This is a genomic window from Streptomyces sp. 7R007 (assembly GCF_054850255.1).
Genome location: NZ_JBTWMV010000004.1, coordinates 299,850 through 318,998, shown reverse-complemented (window position 1 = coordinate 318,998; position 19,149 = coordinate 299,850). Strand labels below are relative to the sequence as shown.

Genomic DNA, 19,149 nt, shown 5'->3' with positions numbered 1-19,149 from the left:
GGAAGACGTCCGGCGGCCGCGGTGTTGAGGCCGCCATGACCACCACCTGGATCGCCGCGCACCGCTACGCCGTCATCGACCCGCACGAGGACTTCCACCTCTTCGAACCCCGCGGCTTCGCCGACCAGACCGTCCGGCAGTCGTTGCGCCTGGCCGGGGGAGGGGAGGCGCTGCGGGTCCGGCTGAGCAACCGGTACGGGCGGGCGCCCCTGGAGGTCGGCGGTGCCCGGCTCGCCGTGCGCACCCGGGGCAGCCGCATCGACCCCGGAAGCGACACGCCGCTGCGCGTGTCGGGGGCCGACGCCTTCACGATCCCCGTCGGCGAGGAGGCCGTCAGCGATCCGGTCGAGCTGCCCGTGAGCGCGGGGGAGGAGCTCACCGTCAGCCTCCACCTGCCGGGCGACACGGGGCCGAGCACCTACAGCGCGGTGCCGTACGACATCGGGTACGCGGTCCCCGGCGACCGGCTGTCCGACCAAGTGCTGCAAGGCGCCGAGGAGTTGCCCCTCGGTCACTTCCTCGCCGGGGTGGACGTGCTCGCCCCCGCCGACACCCGTATCGCCGTCGCCTTCGGGGACTCCTGGATCGAGGGCGCCTTCACCACGCCCGGCGCCGACCGCAGCTTCCCGTCCCGGCTCGACCGGCGCCTGGCACGCGGCTGGATCGTCAACACCGGCATCTCCGGCAACCGGCTGCTCACCGACGAGGTCGGCGCCCATCTGCTGTCCCGGATCGACCGCGACGTCCTCGCCGTCCCCGGCGTCAGCCACGTCCTGGTCCACATCGGCCTCAACGACCTCGGCCTGCCCGGCGCCATCGCCCACCCCGAACCCGCCGCGGTCCCCACCGCCGAGGAGCTCCTGGCCGGGCTGACCACGCTCGCCGACCGCCTGCACGCCGCCGGCCTCACCGTCGTCGGCTCCACCATCGGGCCCTACGCCGGCACCGTCTACGACGGCTACGACACCGAGGCCGGACAGGCCGTGCGCCGCGAGGTCAACGCCCGGCTGCTGGCGGGCGACCACCCCTTCGACGGGCTCGTCGACGTCGCCGCCGCCGTCGCGGACCCGGACCGCCCCGACCGGATCCGCGACGACTTCAACGCCGGCGACGGCCTGCACGTCAACGACGCCGGCGCCCAGGCCATCGCCGACGCCGTCGACCTGTCCCTGCTGAAGCTGTAGAGCGCTAGAACACCGGCGTGCCGTCCCGGGTCAGCCTCCAGTCCGCCGACGCGAAGTCCTTCGGGTCCAGCACGCCCTTCGCGGTCACCCACTCCGCGATCCGGGTCCGGATCTCCGTGGACTCCGACCACAGCTCCTGCGCCGACGCGACGTGCGGGAACGCCCCGCCGCCGTTGGCGCGGTAGTTGTTCACCGCCAGCACGAACTGCGCCGAGTCGTCCAGCGCGGCCCCGTCGTGGGTCAGGTTCCTGATCCGCGACCCGGCCGGCCGGGCGATGTCGATCTCGTACGAAAGGCCGGACACGTAGTCGTAGTTGTAGTCCGGGCGCCCGTTCGCGTTGGTCAGCGCCTCCACGTCGACCACCGCCTCCGGTGCCGTCTGCACGAAGTACTCCGCGGAGTACTCCAGGTACGCCCGCAGCTGCGCGCCCGTCATCAACTTGGCGACCAGCGTGTTGTCGTACACGTAGAGGGACGACAGGTCCCGGATGGTGACATCGCCGGCCGGGATCTCCGACGTCCGCGAGAACGGCGAGGCCTGCGCGACCACCGGCAGCGAGGCGTACGCCGTCCCCGCCAGCGCCGCCTTCACCACGTCCTCCTGGACCTTGGTGATCAGGTCGATGATCGGCGCGTCCTTGTACCGTGCCTCGACCGTCGTCAGCGTCTCGGTCGCCGTACCGACCACCTGGTTGACGTACGCGACGACCTTCGCGTGCTCGTCCGACAGCAACTTGGTGATCTTCGGATCGTCGGCGACGGTGCTGGAGTTCAGCACCGTCGACGCCACCGACTCCACGCTCCAGCGGCCCTTGTCGAAGACCAGCTCGACGTCGAACACCGACAGCCGCTCGGCGAACGCCAGCGGCTCCGACAGCACGACCGTCCTCCCCGTCCGGGCGTTGGTGACCTTCAACTCCGGGATCTCCACGTGCGCGTGCCCCACGAGGATCGCGTCGATGTCCGGCACCTGCTGCGCCACCAGCGCGGCCGAGTTCTCCACGTACGGCAGCTGGTCACCGTACGACGACGTCCCCGACGAACCCGAGTGCGCCGAGACGACCACCACGTCCGCGCCCATCGCCTTCAGCCTCGGCACCCACTTCGCGGCCTGCTCCTCCAGCCCCGGGAACGCCAGCCTGCCCTGCACGTACGCCTTGTCCCAGATCGCGATGCCGGGGTTGGTCAGCCCGAGCACGGCGACCCTCACCGGCGGCAGTCCCGGCACGTGGAACGTCTTCATGACGTACGGCGGGAAAGCGGGCCGCAGCGTCTTCGCGTCCACCGCGTTCGCGCCCAGCAGCGGGAAACGGCACTGCTCCTCGAACCTGCGCAGCGTCTCGATGCCGTAGTTGAACTCGTGGTTGCCCAGCGCCGCCGCGTCGTAGCCGATCGCGTTCATCGCCTGCGCCATCGGGTGCACCGGCCCGCCCTCGGCGGTGATCGGGTCCACCTTCGCGTAGTAGTACGTCAGCGGGGTGCCCTGGATCGTGTCGCCGGCGTCCAGCAGCAGCGTGTTGCGGCGGCCCCGCTCCGCGCGGATCCGGTTGACCAGGGTCGAGATCCGGGCCAGGCCCTGCGCGTTGCCCGCCTTGTCGGAGTACTCCGCGTTCTTGAAGTAGTCCCAGTTGAAGACGTGCCCGTGCAGGTCGGTGGTGCCCATGACGGTGAGCGAGTACCGCCGGGCGGGCCGCCGCCCGCCCTCCGCGGCCTCGGCCGCCGGAGCCGCCACGGCACTCGCCAGCGCCACCCCCGCTCCGGTCGCGGCGGACTTCTCCAGGAACTTCCGGCGGTTCAAGGGCATGTCTCGATCTCCTCGGGAAACGGTCAACGACGCGCGTAGATTCTGACCTGCCCACGGCAAGCGGCAACAGGTCTGCCAGGTTGCGATCCGGTGACCTCACCCGGCCCGCGCGTGCCGGGAACTGACAGAGTGGGACGTATGACCACACCACCCGCAGAGGGCTCCGAGTTCGTCCCCTACGGCACCCCCGAAGCCCCCCGTATCGCCGTCCGCGGCGAGGCCCGCCTCGAAGTCGACCCCGAGATCGCCCGCATCGGCGTCACCGTCGCCTCCCGCGGCAAGGACCGCCGCACCGCCCTGGACGACCTCACCCGCCGCAACGCCGCCGTCCTCGACCTCGTCAAGAGCTACGGCGAGGCGGTCGAACACCTGGAGACCGGCGCCTTCTCCATCAGCCCGGAGCTCAGGGAGCGCGGCCGGGGCGAGCGGATCCACGCCTACCACGGGCGCGTCCACCTCACCGCCGAACTCACCGACTTCACCGCACTGGGCGAACTCACCACCCGTCTGGCCGACCTCGACCTCACCCGCGTCGACGGCCCCTGGTGGGCCCTGCGCCCCGACTCGCCCGCCCACCGCCAGGCCCGCCAGCAGGCGGTCCGCGAGGCGGTGCAGCGCGCCCGGGAGTACGCCGAGGCGCTCGGTACCACCCTGGCCGCCCTGGTCGAACTCGCCGACATCGGCGCCGAGAACGCCCGCCCGCTCGCCCCGGCCGCGCCCGGCGCGCGGATGCGCTCCATGGCCGCCGGCGCCGAGGACACCGCCGCCGCGCCACTCGACCTCGAACCCCAGCGCCAACGGGTCTACGCCCAGGTCAACGCCCGCTTCACCATGCGGCCGCCCACCCTGTGACGGGGCGGGCTTTGCAGCCGGAACGCTCATCAGAGCGGGTCGCCGCCCACTTCAACACTTGTCAACATCCCTTCACCGAAAGGTTGTTGAGTAGTCATGCCGGACCAATTCTCTACCGGCCGGTAAGCCATAGGCTCGACGACATGCGCCGAGCAAAGATCGTCTGCACCCTGGGCCCCGCCACCGACTCATACGACCAGATCAAGGCACTGGTCGAAGCCGGAATGGACGTCGCCCGCTTCAACCTCAGCCACGGCGGCTACGCCGAGCACGAGGAGCGTTACCAGCGCGTCCGCAAGGCCGCCGACGAGACCGGCCGCAGCGTCGGACTCCTCGCCGACCTTCAGGGCCCGAAGATCCGTCTCGGCCGCTTCACCGAAGGTCCCGTACTCCTTGAACGCGGTGACACCTTCACCATCACCGTCGAGCAGGGCGCCGAGGGCGACCGCCAGTCCTGCGGCACCACGTACGCCGGACTCGCCGCCGACGTCACCCCGGGCGAGCGCATCCTGGTCGACGACGGCAAGGTCTGCCTGCGGGTCACCGGTGTCGACGGGCCCCGCGTGCACACCGAGGTCGTCGAGGGCGGCATGGTCTCCGACCACAAGGGCCTCAACCTGCCCGGCGTCGCCGTCTCCGTGCCCGCCCTGTCCGACAAGGACGAGGCGGACCTGCGCTGGGCGCTGCGCACGGGCTTCGACGTCATCGCCCTGTCCTTCGTGCGCAGCGGCAAGGACGCCGAGGACGTCCACCGCATCATGGCCGAGGAGGGGCGCCGGCTGCCCGTGATCGCCAAGGTGGAGAAACCGCAGGCGGTCGACGCGATCGAGGACATCGTGGCCGCCTTCGACGGCATCATGGTCGCCCGCGGCGACCTCGGCGTGGAGATGCCCCTGGAGCAGGTGCCGATCGTGCAGAAGCGCGCGGTCAAGCTGGCCCGGCGCAACGCCAAGCCGGTCATCGTCGCCACCCAGATGCTCGACTCGATGATCGACAACTCCCGCCCGACGCGGGCGGAGGCGAGCGACGTCGCGAACGCGGTGATCGACGGCACGGACGCGGTGATGCTCTCGGGCGAGACCAGCGTCGGCAAGTACCCCGTCGAGACGGTCCGCACGATGGCGAAGATCGTCGAGGCGGCGGAGGAGGACATCCTCGCCAAGGGCCTGCCGCCGCTGACCGAGAGCAACAAGCCCCGCACCCAGGGCGGCGCGGTGGCCCGCGCGGCGGCCGAGATGGGCGACTTCCTCGGCGCGCGCTTCCTGGTCGCCTTCACGCAGTCCGGCGACACGGCCCGCCGCCTGTCCCGTTACCGCTCGCCGATCCCGATGCTGGCCTTCACCCCCGAGCCGTCCACCCGCTCCCAGCTCAGCCTCACCTGGGGCATCGAGACCTTCCTCGGCCCGCACGTCGAGTCCACCGACGCGATGGTCGACCAGGTGGACGAACTGCTCCTGAAGTACGGCCGCTGCCAGAAGGGCGACGTCGTGGTCATCACGGCCGGCTCACCGCCGGGAGTCTCCGGCTCCACGAACATGGTCCGCGTCCACCACATCGGCGAGGACGACAGCCCCGCATAGGTCAGTGCTTGGGGCCTACGTGGGCGTCCATGAGGGCCACGGAGATGGTGCGCGGGTATTCATAGCGCTTGCGCTCACCGGCGGCCATTCGGATCGTCCAGTCGGTGACGCGGCATCCGTCCGAGTGGATGAGACCCCGGAGGCTGTACGCAGGCTCGTCGAGGTCACGTTCGTCGCACCGGGGGCACTTCGGATCGTGTTTGCCGGGGCACTCACCGATCTGCGAATGCATGCGGCCACTCTGCGCCACTGATCGTGACCGCGTATATCAAAAAACGGAGGATCACGCGAACGTGATCCTCCGCTTCGGGTCCCGAAGTGCCCGGTGTGGGATTCGAACCCACATGCCCAAAGGGCACGGCATTTTGAGTGCCGCGAGTCTGACCAGTTCCTCCAACCGGGCAGGCCAGGTGACCGGTGTGAAGTGTACCGGGTCACCGCGCCTCCCCGCCTCTAGGTAGTCTTCTTACGCAGCAGCACCTGCCCGGCCCGTACCAAGGAGCCCCCGTGACCGCCCCCGAGTCGCCCCAGCCCGTTGACGTGTCCGATGACGACAAGTCGCATGTGCCTCCGCTGACGACCCGTGTCGTCATCGCCGAGGACGAGGCCCTGATCCGGCTCGACCTCAAAGAGATGCTGGAGGAGGAGGGCTACAGCGTCGTCGGCGAGGCCGGGGACGGTGAGCAGGCCGTGGAGCTCGCCCGCGAGCACCGGCCCGATCTCGTCATCCTGGACGTGAAGATGCCGAAGCTGGACGGCATCTCCGCCGCCGAGAAGATCGCCGAGGAGCGCATCGCGCCGGTGCTGATGCTCACCGCCTTCTCGCAGCGCGACCTCGTCGAGCGGGCGCGGGACGCCGGCGCCATGGCGTATCTGGTGAAGCCGTTCAGCAAGAGCGACGTCGTGCCGGCGATCGAGATGGCCGTCTCGCGGTTCACCGAGCTGAAGGAGCTGGAGAAGGAGGTCGCCGACCTCACCCAGCGGCTGGAGACGCGCAAGCTCGTCGACCGCGCGAAGTCGATCCTGCAGACGGAGTACGGGCTGACCGAGCCGGCCGCGTTCCGGTGGATCCAGAAGACGTCGATGGACCGCCGCATGTCCATGCAGCAGGTCGCCGAGGCCGTCATTCAGGACGCCGAGGAGAAGAAGTCCGGCAAGGGCTGACCCCCACGACCCGACGACGACCGAGGCCCGCGTCCCTGGCAGCAGGGGCGCGGGCCTCGTCGTACGGCCGACGCGGTCTAGTCCTCGCCGAGGTAGGCCTTGCGGACCGACTCGTCGTGCAGCAGGTCCTGGCCGGTGCCGGACAGGACGATGTTGCCGACCTCCATGACATGGCCGTGGTCGGCCAGCGACAGCGCCGCCTGCGCGTTCTGTTCGACCAGGAGGATGGTCGTGCCCTGGGACTTGAGTTCGACGATGGTCGACATGATCTTCTGCATCATGATCGGGGAGAGGCCCATCGACGGCTCGTCGAGCATCAGCAGCTTCGGCTGCGACATCAGCGCCCTGCCCATGGCGAGCATCTGCTGCTCACCGCCGGAGAGGGTGCCCGCGGCCTGCCTGCGGCGCTCTCCCAGGATCGGGAAGAGGTCGTAGGCGCGCTGGATGTCCTTCTCGATGCCCTCCTTGTCCTTGCGCAGGAAGGCGCCGAGGCGGAGGTTCTCCTCGATGGTGAGGCGGGGGAAGATGTGCCGGCCCTCGGGGGAGTGGGCGAGACCCAGGGCGACGATCTTGTGCGCGGCGACGCCGTTGAGCGGCCGGCCGTCGAACATGATCTTGCCGGAACTCGGCTTCAGCAGACCCGAGAGCGTGCGCAGGGTGGTCGTCTTGCCGGCGCCGTTGGTGCCGATCAGGGTGACGACCTGGCCGGCCTCGACCTTGAAGGAGATGCCCTTGACGGCCTCGATCTTGCCGTAGGCGACCCGGAGGTCCTCGACCTCGAGCAGTGCGGTCACTGGGCGTCTCCCTTGGTGGTGCCGGCGACGTCCGCCTCGTCGGCGGGGGCGCCGTCGAATGGCTCGCCCAGGTAGGCGGCGATGACGCGCTCGTCCGCCTGGACGACCTCGGAGGTGCCCTCGACGAGCTTCTCGCCCTGGACGAGGACGGCGACACGGTCGCAGAGGTTGAAGATGAAGCGCATGTCGTGCTCGATGACGAGGACGGCGATGCCCATGTCCCGGATGGCGAAGACGAGTTCCTCGGTGGCCCGCGTCTCCTGCGGGTTCATGCCGGCGGTCGGCTCGTCGAGCAGCAGCAGGCCCGGCTCGGACGCCAGCGCCCGCGCGATCTCCAGCTTGCGCTGCTCACCGTAGGGGAGGTTGCGCGCGAGGTGGTCGCGCTTGTGCGCCAGGCCGATGAACTCCAGGAGTTCCATGGCCCGTTGCTCGCTGGCCTGCTCCGCCTTCCTGAAGCCGGGGCCGCGCAGCAGGGCGGACCACAGGCCCTCCTTGGTGCGGGTGTGGCGGCCGACGAGGACGTTCTCCAGGACCGTCATGTTGGCGAACAGCCGGATGTTCTGGAAGGTGCGGGCGATGCCCGCCTTCGTCACCAGGTGCGGCTTCGGCGGCAGCACGGTGCCCTTGAAGGAGACCGTGCCCTCGGTCGGGATGTACAGGCCCGTCAGGCAGTTGAAGAAGGTCGTCTTGCCGGCGCCGTTGGGGCCGATGAGGCCGACGATCTCGCCGGAGTTGACCGTGAAGTCCACCGAGCGCACGGCGGTGAGGCCGCCGAAGCGCATGGTGACGTCGCGGGCTTCGAGTACAGGTGTCGTCATGGTTCGTTACGCCCCTGCCTTGGTGACGGCCGGTTCGTCGGTCAGCGTCTCTGTTTCTGGTACGTCGAGTTGGCCGGTCTCGTGGAATTCGAGCTGGCGCCGGCGGTTGGCGATGATGCCCTCGGGGCGGAAGCGCATCAGCAGGATCAGCGCGATGCCGAAGGCGAGCAGCGACTTGTCCTGGAGGAAGTCGAGCTTCTCCGGGAGCAGGTAGAGCAGCGCCGCGCCGAGCAGCGGTCCGGCCACCGTGCCCATGCCGCCGAGGACGACCGCGGCGAGCAGGAAGGCGGAGTTCGGCGGCGTGGAACCGGCGAACTGGTAGGGGTTGGGGACCACGCTGTACGTCACGTGCGCGCTGACCGTGCCGGCCAGACCGGCCAGGGAGGCGCCCAGGGCGAAGGCGATGAGCTTGACGCGGAAGCCGTTGATGCCCATGGCGGTGGCGGCGGTCTCGTCCTCGCGGATGGCGATCCAGGAGCGGCCGATGCGGGAGTCGGCGGCGCGGGTGTAGACGGTGACCACGATCGCCATGATCAGCACCATCAGCAGGTAGTAGTTGGCGAACCGGCCGAGGGTGAAGCCGCCGAGGTCGTGCGCCTCCCCGAAGTTGAACCCGAAGAGGGACAGGTCGGGGATGGAGGGGATGCCGTTCGGGCCGTTGGTGAGGTCCGGGCCGGAGACGCCGTCCATGTTGTTGACGGCGATGCGGAAGATCTCACCGAAGCCGAGGGTGACGATGGCCAGGTAGTCGCCGCGCAGCCGCAGGGTCGGGGCGCCGATGAGGACGCCGAAGACGAGCGAGGCGGCGGCGCCGGTCAGGGCGGCGGCCCAGAAGGGGAACTGGACGCCGGAGAACTTGGAGAACTCGGAGCCGGAGACCAGGGCCGCGGTGTACGCGCCGACGCCGAGGAAGGCGACGTACCCGAGGTCGAGGAGGCCGGCGAGGCCGACGACGATGTTCAGACCCAGGGCGACCGTGCCGAAGATCAGGATGTTGACGCCGATGTTGGCGTAGTGGTCGTCGGTCTGGGTGAACGGGAAGGCGATGGCCGCGAGGAAGCCCATGGCGAGCGTGAAGCTGCGGTTGGCGGCGACCATGCCGGAGAACCGGTCGAGCAGCCCGGCGGTGTGCAGGGCCCACACGCTGAAGACGACGACGATGAGGTAGCCGATGAACAGCTCGCCGTACTCGGTGTCGATGCCGTAGGTGAACACGGCCAGGCCGATGATGCTGACGACCGTGATCGCGGCCCGCTGGATCCAGGGGGAGACCGGCTGGGGTGCCGGGATGCGGTCGGGCTTGGCGAGGTAGGCCTTGACGGTCTCCTTGGTCGACTCGCCGGCCGGCTCCGGCAGCGCGAACGCGCCGACGACCGGGATCAGCGAGGCGATGACGGCGACGTAGGTGCCGGGTTCCCAGTTGGCGAGGCCGCCGAGCTTGGCGGCGATCTCGATGGCGGTGAACCAGGTGACGCCGAGGCCGCCGACGGCCAGCAGGACCAGCGGCGCGTTGTTGCGGGCGGGCAGCAGCCAGCCCAGGCCGCGCACGCCGTAGGCGGCGAGCGCGAAGACGGCCACCAGGACGCCGGCGATGAAGGTCAGCCACTGCAGGCCGCCGGGGTAGCCGGTGACGGTGAGGTCGCCGGGGAAGTCGGCGGTCCAGGTCCAGGCCAGGAACGTGGAGGCGGCGGTCGCGATGCCGCCGACCAGGAGCAGGGCGCGGGCGGCCGCGAGCGGCAGCGGGATCAGGCCGCGCGGTGCGGGTGCGGGGGTGGCGTCCGCGGGCGGGGTGGCGGGGGTCTTGGTCGTCTCGGTCATGTGATCACGCCCTGTCCGCGACGCGCTCGCCGAGCAGGCCCTGTGGCCTGAACAGGAGCACCAGGATGAGGAGTACGAAGGCCCACACGTTGGCCCAGCTCTGGCCGCCGAGCTGCTGCATGCCGGGGATGTTGTTGATGTAGGCGGAGGCGAGGGTCTCGGCGATGCCGAGGACGACGCCGCCGAGCATGGCGCCGTAGATGTTGCCGATACCGCCGAGGACGGCCGCGGTGAACGCCTTCAGGCCCATCAGGAAGCCCATGCGGTAGTCGATGCTGCCGTACTTCAGGCCGAAGGCGAGGGCGGCGACGGCGGCGAAGAAGCCGCCGATGGCGAAGGCGATGACGATGATGCGGTTGGTGTCGATGCCCATGAGCTGCGCGGTGTCCGGGTCCTGCGCGGTGGCCTGCATGGCGCGGCCGGTGCGGCTCTTGCGGACGAACCAGGCCAGGGCCGACATGCACACGACCGCGGAGACGATCAGGAAGATGTCGGCGTCCTTGATGGTGACGGAGCCCAGGTCGTGGGTGGTGTCGAGGCCGGGGAAGGAGCGGGCCTTGTCGGCGCCCGGGTAGAAGTTGCGGACGACTTCCTGGAGGGCCAGGGACAGACCGATGGCGGTGATGAGCGGTGCCAGGCGTGGTGCTCCGCGCAGGGGCCGGTAGGCGAAGCGTTCCGCCCCGACCGCGACGAGGACGGAGACGATGGCGCCGCCGACCAGCATCAGGGGGATGGCGGCCGCCATGGGGGTGCCGTCGGGCAGGATGTAGAAGTAGACCGTGAGGGCGCCGAAGGCCCCGGTCATGAAGATCTCGCCGTGCGCGAAGTTGATGAGCTGGACGATGCCGTACACCATCGTGTAGCCGATGGCGATCAGCCCGTACATCGAGCCGAGGAGCAGCCCGTTGGCCAGCTGCTGCGGCAGGGTGTTCACCGCGTGGCCTCCATGTCGCTGGTGGTCGTGTGCACAGACTCGGTGACAGATTCGGTCTCTGTGTGCACTGGATGTGTGCAAGGTCTGGGTGTGGCAACGGGCCGCGCGGTCGGGGTCCTCCTTCCGCGCGGCCCGTGGGGCGGTGGTGCTTGAGGATTTAGACGGGGTTGGCGGTGCCCGAGGTCACGGCCACCCACTTGCCGCTCTTGACCTGGTAGACCGTGAGCTGCTTGTTGCCGGTGTCGCCGTACTGGTCGAAGGAGACCTTGCCGGTGATGCCCTCGAAGTCCGACTTCTGGACCTCGTCGACGACCTTGGAGCGCAGGCTGTTGATGTCGCTGGGCAGCTTGCCGCCGTTGGCGTCCTTGACGGCCTTCACGGCCTTGATGATGGCGGTGGCGGCGTCGTAGGAGTAGCCGCCGTAGGCGCCGTAGTCGCCCTTGTAGCCCTTGGCCTTGTAGGTCTCGATGAACTGCTTGGCCGCGGGCAGGGTGTCGACCGGGACGCCGACGGAGGTGACCAGGTCGCCCTCGGCGGCCTTGCCGGCGACGTCGATGTAGGTGGTGGCGTACATGCCGTCGCCGCCGAACAGCGGGATCTTGACGCCGGCGTCCTTGAGCTGCTTGGTGATCAGCGAGGACTCGTCGTACTGGCCGCCGTAGTAGACCATGTCGGCGCCGGAGTTCTTGATCTTGGTGACGAGGGAGCTGAAGTCCTTGTCACCGGTGTTGACGTGGTCGGTCTGGACGACCGTGCCGCCGCGCTTCTTGAACTGCTCGGAGAAGATCTTGGCGAGGCCGGCGCCGTAGGTCTGCTTGTCGTCGACGACGAAGGCCTTCTTCTTGCCCAGGCCCTTGCCGCCGGTGGCGGCCGCGTACTGGGCGGCGTAGGCGCCCTGCAGCTCGTCCGTGGTGGCCGTACGGAAGTACGTCTTGTACGGGCGGGTCTTGCTGGTCTGCCAGTTCTTGCCCTGGGTCAGCTCGGGGTTGGTGTTCGAGGGGGAGATCTCGACCATGTTGGCCGAGGCGAACACCTGCTGCATCGACTGGGCGACGCCGGAGTTCAGCGGGCCGACGGCGCCGACGACCGTCTTCTCGCCGACGAGCTTGGTGGCGTTCTGCTGGCCGTTGGCGGGCTGGGCCTTGTCGTCCAGCGCCTCGACCTTGAACTTCACGCCGGGGACCCAGTTGTTCTTGTTGGCGTCGTCGACGGCGACCTGGACGCCGTACTGGATGCCGAGACCGGTGGTCGAGTTCTCACCGGAGAGCGGGGCGTCCACGCCGATGACGTAGGTGGTGGACCCGCTGGAGCTCTTGTCACCGCTGTCGTCTCGGGAGCCGCAGGCGGTGAGTGTCAGAGCTCCGGTCGTGAGAACGGAGGTAAGAATCACCAAGGAACGCTGTCGCACAATCAGTCCTTTCCGCAGGCGGTCCGCCCCGGTGGGGCGACGGGTGCCGCGCTGGTACCGAACTCCCGATGGAGCGGTGACTGGCCGTGACTCTAAGCCCGTCCGTAGGCCGGAGCATCGCCGCGGAGTGGCTTGTGACTTTCTTGTTATGACGTGATGCGGGCCGAAGTGGGGGGAAGGGGGCTCTCGGTCGTTTTGGCGCCATTTCCGCTCAGTCCGCATTCTGAGAACCTGCACTTCCGCTTGGCCGTGAGGGCAGCGTGGCGGGTGCGGCGCCGCAGGCCGTACGGAGAAGGCGGGAAAGGTCCCTCGCATACCTGCCGCCGAAGATGAAAGTGTGTTGTTGTATTGCGCGTGTGTTACGCAGCGTTACGACAAGAAAGGGTAGGTCCTCATCGATGGGCAGACCCGAACAGTCGGATACGGAAATCTTCACCGTAATGCGGCGTGTTGCCCCGGCGTGGACGGTAAAGGCGGGGTCGGGAGTGGAACGCACGGCGAGGCCGCCGAGATCCGTGCCGGTGGCGCGGACGGTGACCGGGGGGCCGTAGTCGATGGACACCGCGAAACGGAACAGGCCGCTGGTGTCGTGCGCGCCGATCGGTTCGGCGAGACCGAGGTAACCCCACCGGGTGACGTTGGCGGGGTACGGCAGGGGTTCGGGGGGCTCGGCCCGGTCGGGGGCGCCGGCGGTCGGCAGCAGCAGTACGCCGACGGCGACCGCGCCGACCACGAGGGCCGCGAGCAGGGCCCTGCGCACCCGCCGCGGCACCCAGCGCCGGCGGCGCCCGAGCCGGTCGGCGAGCCGCGGCGCGTCGCTGCCGATGACGTCACCGCCGCCGCCCACCCCGCCCGTGCCGCCCGGCTCGACGGGCCCGACGCCGCTCACGACCGCAGCCTCATGGGGAAACGGTAAGGGGCGCCGGTCGCCCGCTGCCAGGCCGTCGTTCAGCCGGCGACGCCGAGATGCGAGGCGTCCCCCGGGCGCGCGTCGCGCAGGAGGCAGGTCAGGCGGGCGGTGCACACCCGGCGCCCCTCCTCGTCGCTGATGACGATCTCGTACGTCGCCGTGGAGCGCCCCCGGTGCACCGGCGTGGCCACCCCGGTCACCAGCCCGGACCGCACGCCCCGGTGATGCGTGCAGTTGAGGTCGACGCCCACCGCGATCTTCGAGCTGCCGCCGTGCAGCATCGAGCCCACCGACCCCAGCGTCTCGGCGAGGACGGCCGACGCCCCGCCGTGCAGCAGCCCGTACGGCTGGGTGTTGCCCTCCACCGGCATGGTGCCGACGACCCGCTCCGCGGACGCCTCCACGATCTGGACGCCCATCCGCGCCCCGAGGTGCCCCGCGGAGAACAGCGCCGGGAGGTCGACGCCGAGCGAGGCGTACTCGTCGATGACCTCTTGCGGGAACGTCACATGCTGCTGCTCGCCCATCGTGCCGGGCTCCGTTCGTCGTGATCGGTACGGCTTCCTACCGCTGAGCAAACGCTCAGTCGGTCGCCGATTGTTCCAGACGGACGACGACGGACTTGCTGGCCGGGGTGTTGCTCGTGTCCGCGGTGGCGTCCAGCGGCACCAGCACGTTGGTCTCCGGGTAGTACGCGGCCGCACAGCCGCGCGCGGTCGGATAGTGCACCACCCGGAATCCGGGCGCCCGCCGCTCCACGCCGTCCTTCCACTCGCCGACCAGGTCGACGTACGACCCGTCCGCGACCCCGAGCCGCTCGGCGTCCTCGGGGTTGACGAGCACCACCCGGCGCCCGTTCCTGATCCCCCGGTACCGGTCGTCCAGGCCGTAGATCGTGGTGTTGTACTGGTCGTGCGAGCGCAGCGTCTGCAGCAGCAGCCGCCCCTCGGGCAGCTCCGGGTACTCCACCGGGGCGGCGGTGAAGTTCGCCTTGCCGGTCTTCGTCGGGAAGCGGCGCTCGTCGCGCGGCGCGTGCGGCAGCGCGAAGCCGCCGGGGCGGGCCACGCGCGCGTTGAAGTCCTCGAAGCCGGGCACCACGCGCGCGATGCGGTCGCGGATGGTGGCGTAGTCCTTCTCGAACTCCTCCCACGGCACCACGCTGTCCTCGCCCAGCACCCGCCGGGCCAGCCGGCACACGATGGCCGGCTCGGACAGCAGGTGCGGGCTCGCCGGCTCCAGCCGGCCGCGGGAGGCGTGCACCATGCCCATGGAGTCCTCCACGGTCACGAACTGCTCGCCGCCGCCCTGCAGATCGCGCTCGGTGCGGCCGAGCGTCGGCAGGATCAGCGCCCGCGCGCCCGTGACCGCGTGCGAGCGGTTCAGCTTGGTCGACACGTGCACGGTCAGGCGGGCGCGCCGCATGGCCGCCTCGGTGACCTCGGTGTCGGGGGAGGCGGAGACGAAGTTGCCGCCCATGGCGAAGAACACCTTCGCCTCGCCGTCCCGCAGCGCGCGGATGGCCCGGACGACGTCGAAGCCGTGCTCGCGCGGCGGCGCGAACCCGAACTCCTTCTCCAGCGCGTCCAGGAACGCGGGCGCCGGGCGCTCGAAGATGCCCATCGTGCGGTCGCCCTGCACGTTCGAGTGGCCGCGCACCGGGCACACGCCCGCGCCCGGACGGCCGATGTCGCCGCGCAGCAGAAGGAAGTTGACCACCTCGCGGATGGTCGGCACCGAGTGCTTGTGCTGGGTCAGGCCCATCGCCCAGCACACGATGGTGCGCCGCGAGGCGAGCACCATCTCCAGCGCCTTCTCGATCTCCGCGCGCGTGAGACCGGTCGCGGCGAGCGTCTCGTCCCAGTCGGCGGCGCGGGCGGCCGCGGCGAACTCCTCGAAGCCGTGCGTGTGGTCCCGCACGAACGCCTCGTCGACCGCGCCCTCGGTCTCGAGGATCAGCTTGTTCAGCAGGCGGAAGAGCGCCTGGTCGCCGCCGATGCGGATCTGCAGGAACAGGTCGGTGAGGGCGGCGCCCTTGAGCATGCCCTGCGGGGTCTGCGGGTTCTTGAACCGCTCCAGGCCCGCCTCGGGCAGCGGGTTGACGCTGATGATCCGCGCGCCGGCCGCCTTCGCCTTCTCCAGCGCGGAGAGCATACGGGGGTGGTTCGTCCCCGGGTTCTGGCCGGCGACGATGATCAGGTCGGCCTGGTAGAGGTCCTCCAGCAGGACGCTGCCCTTGCCGACGCCGATCGTCTCCGACAGCGCCGAACCGGACGACTCGTGGCACATGTTGGAGCAGTCGGGCAGGTTGTTGGTGCCCAGCTCGCGGGCGAAGAGCTGGTAGAGGAAGGCGGCCTCGTTGCTGGTGCGCCCGGAGGTGTAGAAGACGGCCTCGTCGGGGGAGCCGAGCGCGGCGATCTCCTCGGCGACGATGTCGAAGGCCCGCTCCCAGCTCACCGGCTCGTAGTGCGTGCCGCCCTCGGGGAGGTACACGGGGTGCGTCAGCCGCCCCTGCTGGCCCAGCCAGTACCCGCTCCTGGTCGCCAGGTCGGCGACGCCGTGCGCGGCGAAGAACTCCGGGGTGACGCGGCGCAGGGTGGCCTCCTCGGCCACCGCCTTCGCGCCGTTCTCACAGAACTCCGCCGTGTGCCGGTGGTCGGGCTCCGGCCAGGCGCAGCCCGGGCAGTCGAAGCCGTCCTTCTGGTTCACCCGCAGCAGCGTCAGCGCGGTGCGCTTCACGCCCATCTGCCGCTGGGCGACGCGCAGGGTGTGCCCGACGGCCGGCAGCCCCGCCGCCGCGTGCTGTGGCTCGGCTACCTGCGGGGCGTCCTGGACCGGGTCACCCTTGGGTGGCTTCGTTGCCATCGCGGCGCTCTCCTTCACTGGCACACGAGAGGTACGTATCCGATCCTCGCACGCCGGACCGACAGCGAAGGCGGCCGGTCGTGCACGGGGCGCGATCACTGCTTGCGCCCGCCGTGCCCGGGCCTTCCGGCGGTGCCGGACCGGCGGGGACCCCCGACTGTCAGTGGCGCATGGCAGGATCGGGGACGTGGCAGAGACAGCATCGAAGAAGACCGAGAACACCCCCGGCGGCAAGCGACCCCGACTGATGCTCATGGACGGGCACTCGCTGGCCTACCGCGCGTTCTTCGCGCTGCCCGCGGAGAACTTCACGACCGCGACGGGCCAGCCGACGAACGCGATCTACGGCTTCGCGTCGATGCTGGCCAACACCCTGCGCGACGAGGAGCCCACGCACTTCGCGGTGGCCTTCGACGTCTCCCGCAAGACCTGGCGCTCGGAGGAGTTCACCGAGTACAAGGCGAACCGCTCCAAGACCCCGGACGAGTTCAAGGGCCAGGTCGAGCTGATCGGCGAGCTGCTCGACGCGATGCACGTCTCGCGCTTCGCCGTCGAGGGCTTCGAGGCGGACGACGTGATCGCCACCCTCGCCACCCAGGCCGAGGCCGAGGGCTTCGAGGTGCTGATCGTCACCGGCGACCGCGACTCCTTCCAGCTGGTCAGCGAGCACACGACGGTGCTGTACCCGACGAAGGGCGTCTCGGAGCTGACCCGGTTCACCCCGGAGAAGGTTTTCGAGAAGTACGGGTTGACGCCCGCCCAGTACCCCGACTTCGCGGCCCTGCGCGGCGACCCGTCCGACAACCTGCCGGGCATCCCCGGCGTCGGCGAGAAGACGGCCGCCAAGTGGATCAACCAGTTCGGCTCCTTCGCCGAACTGGTCGAGCGCGTCGACGAGGTCAAGGGCAAGGCCGGGCAGAACCTGCGCGACCACCTGGAGTCCGTCAAGCTCAACCGCCGCCTCACCGAGCTGGAGCGCCGCGTCGAGCTGCCGAAGACGGTCCCGGACCTGGAGCGGGCCGCCTACGACCGCAAGGCCGTCGCGATGATCCTGGACACCCTGGAGATCCGCAATCCCTCCCTGCGCGAGCGGCTCTTCGCCGTGGACCCCGGCGCCGAGGAGGCGCAGACCACGCCGGTGAGCACGGACGGCGTGGAGCTGGACGGCACGGTGCTGGCCACCGGCGAGCTGGCCGGCTGGCTCGCCGAGCACGGCACGGGCACCCTGGGCCTCGCCACCGTCGACACCTGGGCGCTGGGCACCGGCTCGGTCGCCGAGGTCGCGCTCGCCGCGCCCGACGGGCCGGCCGCCTGGTTCGACCCCGCCCAGCTCGACGAGGCCGACGAGACGGCCTTCGCCGCCTGGCTCGCCGACGAGGCCAGGCCCAAGGTCCTGCACAACGCCAAGGGCGCGATGCGCGTCTTCGCCGAGCACGGCTGGAGCGTCGCCGGTGTCTCCATGGACACCGCCCTCGCCGCCTACCTGGTCAAGCCGGGCCGCCGCTCCTTCGACCTGGACGCGCTGTCCCTGGAGTACCTGCACCGCGAGCTGGCCCCCGCCGCCGCGGCCGACGGCCAGCTCGCCTTCGGCACGGACGACGGCGCCGAGGCCGAGGCCCTGATGATCCAGGCCCGTGCCGTCCTCGACCTGGGCGAGGCCTTCGAAAGCCGCCTCCAAGAGGTCGGCGCCGCGGAGCTCCTGCGGGACATGGAACTGCCCACCTCGGCCCTGCTGGCCCGCATGGAGCGGCACGGCATCGCCGCCGACCGGCCCCACCTGGAGGCCATGGAGCAGATGTTCGCGGGCGCCGTCCAGCAGGCGGTGAAGGAGGCGCACGCGGCGGCGGGGCACGAGTTCAACCTGGGCTCGCCCAAGCAGCTCCAGGAGGTCCTCTTCGGCGAGCTGGCGCTGCCGAAGACGAAGAAGACCAAGACCGGCTACACCACGGACGCCGACGCCCTGGCCTGGCTCGCCACCCAGACGGACAACGAACTGCCGGTGATCATGCTCCGCCACCGCGAGCAGGCCAAGCTCCGCGTCACCGTCGAGGGCCTGATCAAGACCATCGCGACGGACGGCCGCATCCACACCACCTTCAACCAGACCGTCGCCGCCACCGGCCGCCTGTCCTCCACCGACCCCAACCTTCAGAACATCCCGGTGCGCACGGACGAGGGCCGCGCGATCCGCCGCGGCTTCGTGGTCGGCGAGGGCTTCGAGTCCCTGATGACGGCCGACTACAGCCAGATCGAGCTGCGCGTGATGGCCCACCTCTCCGAGGACGCGGGCCTGATCGAGGCGTTCACCTCCGGCGAGGACCTGCACACCACCGCCGCCTCCCAGGTCTTCGCCGTGGAGCCCGGCGCGGTCGACGCGGAGATGCGCCGCAAGATCAAGGCCATGTCGTACGGCCTCGCCTATGGCCTGTCCGCCTTCGGCCTCTCCCAGCAGCTGAACATCGACGCCGGTGAGGCGCGCGCCCTGATGGACGCCTACTTCGAGCGTTTCGGCGGCGTCCGGGACTACCTGCGCCGGGCGGTCGACGAGGCCCGGGCCACGGGCTACACGGCCACCCTCTTCGGCCGCCGCCGCTATCTGCCCGACCTCAACAGCGACAACCGCCAGCGCCGCGAGGCGGCCGAGCGCATGGCCCTGAACGCGCCGATCCAGGGCACCGCGGCGGACATCGTCAAGCTCGCCATGCTCAAGGTGGACGAGGCCCTGCGCGAGGCCGGCCTCAGGTCCCGCATGCTCCTTCAGGTCCACGACGAGATCGTCCTGGAGATCGCCCCGGGCGAGCGCGCGGCGACGGAGGAGATCGTCCGCCGGGAGATGGCGAACGCGGTCAGCCTGAAGGTCCCCCTGGGCGTCTCGGTGGGCGTGGGCCCGGACTGGGAGTCGGCGGCGCACTAGCGTCACTCTGGTGGCCCCCGCAGAAACGCCCCCCATGCCCGCCTCCGGCAAGGATGCGGGCATGGGTATACGACTGCTCAACCGCCGTCCGGCGGCAGCACCGGCGG

Annotated in this window: 15 protein-coding genes and 1 tRNA gene; 5 read left to right on the top strand and 11 right to left on the bottom strand. The window is 70.2% G+C overall.

Annotation, left to right across the window (positions count from 1 at the left end; all coding sequences use genetic code 11):
• The first annotated feature begins 35 nt into the window (after positions 1-35).
• A complete protein-coding gene (locus tag ACYF6T_RS08205) occupies positions 36-1,184 on the top strand; it encodes a GDSL-type esterase/lipase family protein (protein ID WP_461694705.1) in 1,149 nt (382 codons plus the stop codon).
• Between the two features lie 4 nt (positions 1,185-1,188).
• Here the strand turns inward: ACYF6T_RS08205 and ACYF6T_RS08200 are convergent, their stop codons facing one another.
• Positions 1,189-2,988 carry a bifunctional metallophosphatase/5'-nucleotidase gene (locus tag ACYF6T_RS08200; RefSeq protein WP_461694704.1) on the bottom strand — a complete coding sequence of 600 codons (1,800 nt, stop codon included), beginning with the start codon at positions 2,986-2,988 and terminating at the stop codon, positions 1,189-1,191.
• 138 nt (positions 2,989-3,126) lie between these two features.
• On the opposite strand from ACYF6T_RS08200, the gene ACYF6T_RS08195 reads away from it, so the two are divergent.
• Both ACYF6T_RS08195 and pyk read left to right on the top strand, forming a co-directional pair.
• On the top strand, positions 3,127-3,840 hold the full coding sequence (locus ACYF6T_RS08195; RefSeq protein WP_461694702.1) for an SIMPL domain-containing protein: 714 nt from the start codon (positions 3,127-3,129) through the stop codon (positions 3,838-3,840).
• Positions 3,841-3,983: 143 nt separating this feature from the next.
• A complete protein-coding gene (pyk, locus tag ACYF6T_RS08190; protein WP_461694700.1) occupies positions 3,984-5,420 on the top strand; it encodes a pyruvate kinase in 1,437 nt (478 codons plus the stop codon).
• A gap of 1 nt (position 5,421) precedes the next feature.
• On the opposite strand, the gene ACYF6T_RS08185 is transcribed toward pyk, so the two are convergent.
• Positions 5,422-5,652 (bottom strand): hypothetical protein, encoded by a 231-nt coding sequence (locus ACYF6T_RS08185; RefSeq protein WP_461694699.1) that lies wholly within the window; start codon positions 5,650-5,652, stop codon positions 5,422-5,424.
• Between the two features lie 87 nt (positions 5,653-5,739).
• Positions 5,740-5,823 (bottom strand) — tRNA-Leu (locus ACYF6T_RS08180).
• 104 nt (positions 5,824-5,927) lie between these two features.
• Here ACYF6T_RS08180 and ACYF6T_RS08175 point away from each other — a divergent pair.
• Positions 5,928-6,584, top strand: a complete 657-nt coding sequence (locus ACYF6T_RS08175; protein ID WP_461694697.1) for an ANTAR domain-containing response regulator — start codon at positions 5,928-5,930, stop codon at positions 6,582-6,584.
• A gap of 77 nt (positions 6,585-6,661) precedes the next feature.
• On the opposite strand, the gene ACYF6T_RS08170 is transcribed toward ACYF6T_RS08175, so the two are convergent.
• From ACYF6T_RS08170 to ACYF6T_RS08135, 8 genes are all read right to left on the bottom strand, one after another.
• Positions 6,662-7,378, bottom strand: a complete 717-nt coding sequence (locus ACYF6T_RS08170; protein WP_461694695.1) for an ABC transporter ATP-binding protein — start codon at positions 7,376-7,378, stop codon at positions 6,662-6,664.
• The gene (locus tag ACYF6T_RS08165) at positions 7,375-8,196 is read right to left on the bottom strand and encodes an ABC transporter ATP-binding protein (RefSeq protein ID WP_461694694.1); all 822 of its coding nucleotides are present in this window, start codon (positions 8,194-8,196) and stop codon (positions 7,375-7,377) included. The genes ACYF6T_RS08170 and ACYF6T_RS08165 overlap by 4 nt, the downstream gene beginning before the upstream one ends.
• 6 nt (positions 8,197-8,202) lie before the next feature.
• Entirely contained in the window at positions 8,203-10,014 is a 1,812-nt protein-coding gene (locus ACYF6T_RS08160) for a branched-chain amino acid ABC transporter permease (protein WP_461694693.1), read from the bottom strand.
• A gap of 4 nt (positions 10,015-10,018) precedes the next feature.
• Positions 10,019-10,948: a branched-chain amino acid ABC transporter permease gene (locus tag ACYF6T_RS08155; protein WP_461694691.1), complete on the bottom strand. Its 930-nt coding sequence runs from the start codon at positions 10,946-10,948 to the stop codon at positions 10,019-10,021.
• 157 nt (positions 10,949-11,105) lie between these two features.
• Positions 11,106-12,341: a branched-chain amino acid ABC transporter substrate-binding protein gene (locus tag ACYF6T_RS08150; protein ID WP_461694777.1), complete on the bottom strand. Its 1,236-nt coding sequence runs from the start codon at positions 12,339-12,341 to the stop codon at positions 11,106-11,108.
• Positions 12,342-12,567: 226 nt separating this feature from the next.
• Positions 12,568-13,245 (bottom strand): hypothetical protein, encoded by a 678-nt coding sequence (locus tag ACYF6T_RS08145; protein WP_461694690.1) that lies wholly within the window; start codon positions 13,243-13,245, stop codon positions 12,568-12,570.
• A 59-nt stretch (positions 13,246-13,304) separates the two neighbouring features.
• Positions 13,305-13,793, bottom strand: coding sequence for a PaaI family thioesterase (locus tag ACYF6T_RS08140; RefSeq protein WP_461694688.1), 489 nt, complete (start codon positions 13,791-13,793; stop codon positions 13,305-13,307).
• Positions 13,794-13,848: 55 nt separating this feature from the next.
• Positions 13,849-16,128, bottom strand: a complete 2,280-nt coding sequence (locus tag ACYF6T_RS08135; RefSeq protein ID WP_461694687.1) for an FdhF/YdeP family oxidoreductase — start codon at positions 16,126-16,128, stop codon at positions 13,849-13,851.
• Between the two features lie 187 nt (positions 16,129-16,315).
• Between ACYF6T_RS08135 and polA the strand changes: the two genes are divergently transcribed.
• Complete coding sequence (gene polA / locus ACYF6T_RS08130; RefSeq protein ID WP_461694685.1) at positions 16,316-19,042, top strand: DNA polymerase I; 2,727 nt, start codon at positions 16,316-16,318, stop codon at positions 19,040-19,042.
• The last annotated feature ends 107 nt before the right edge of the window (positions 19,043-19,149 follow it).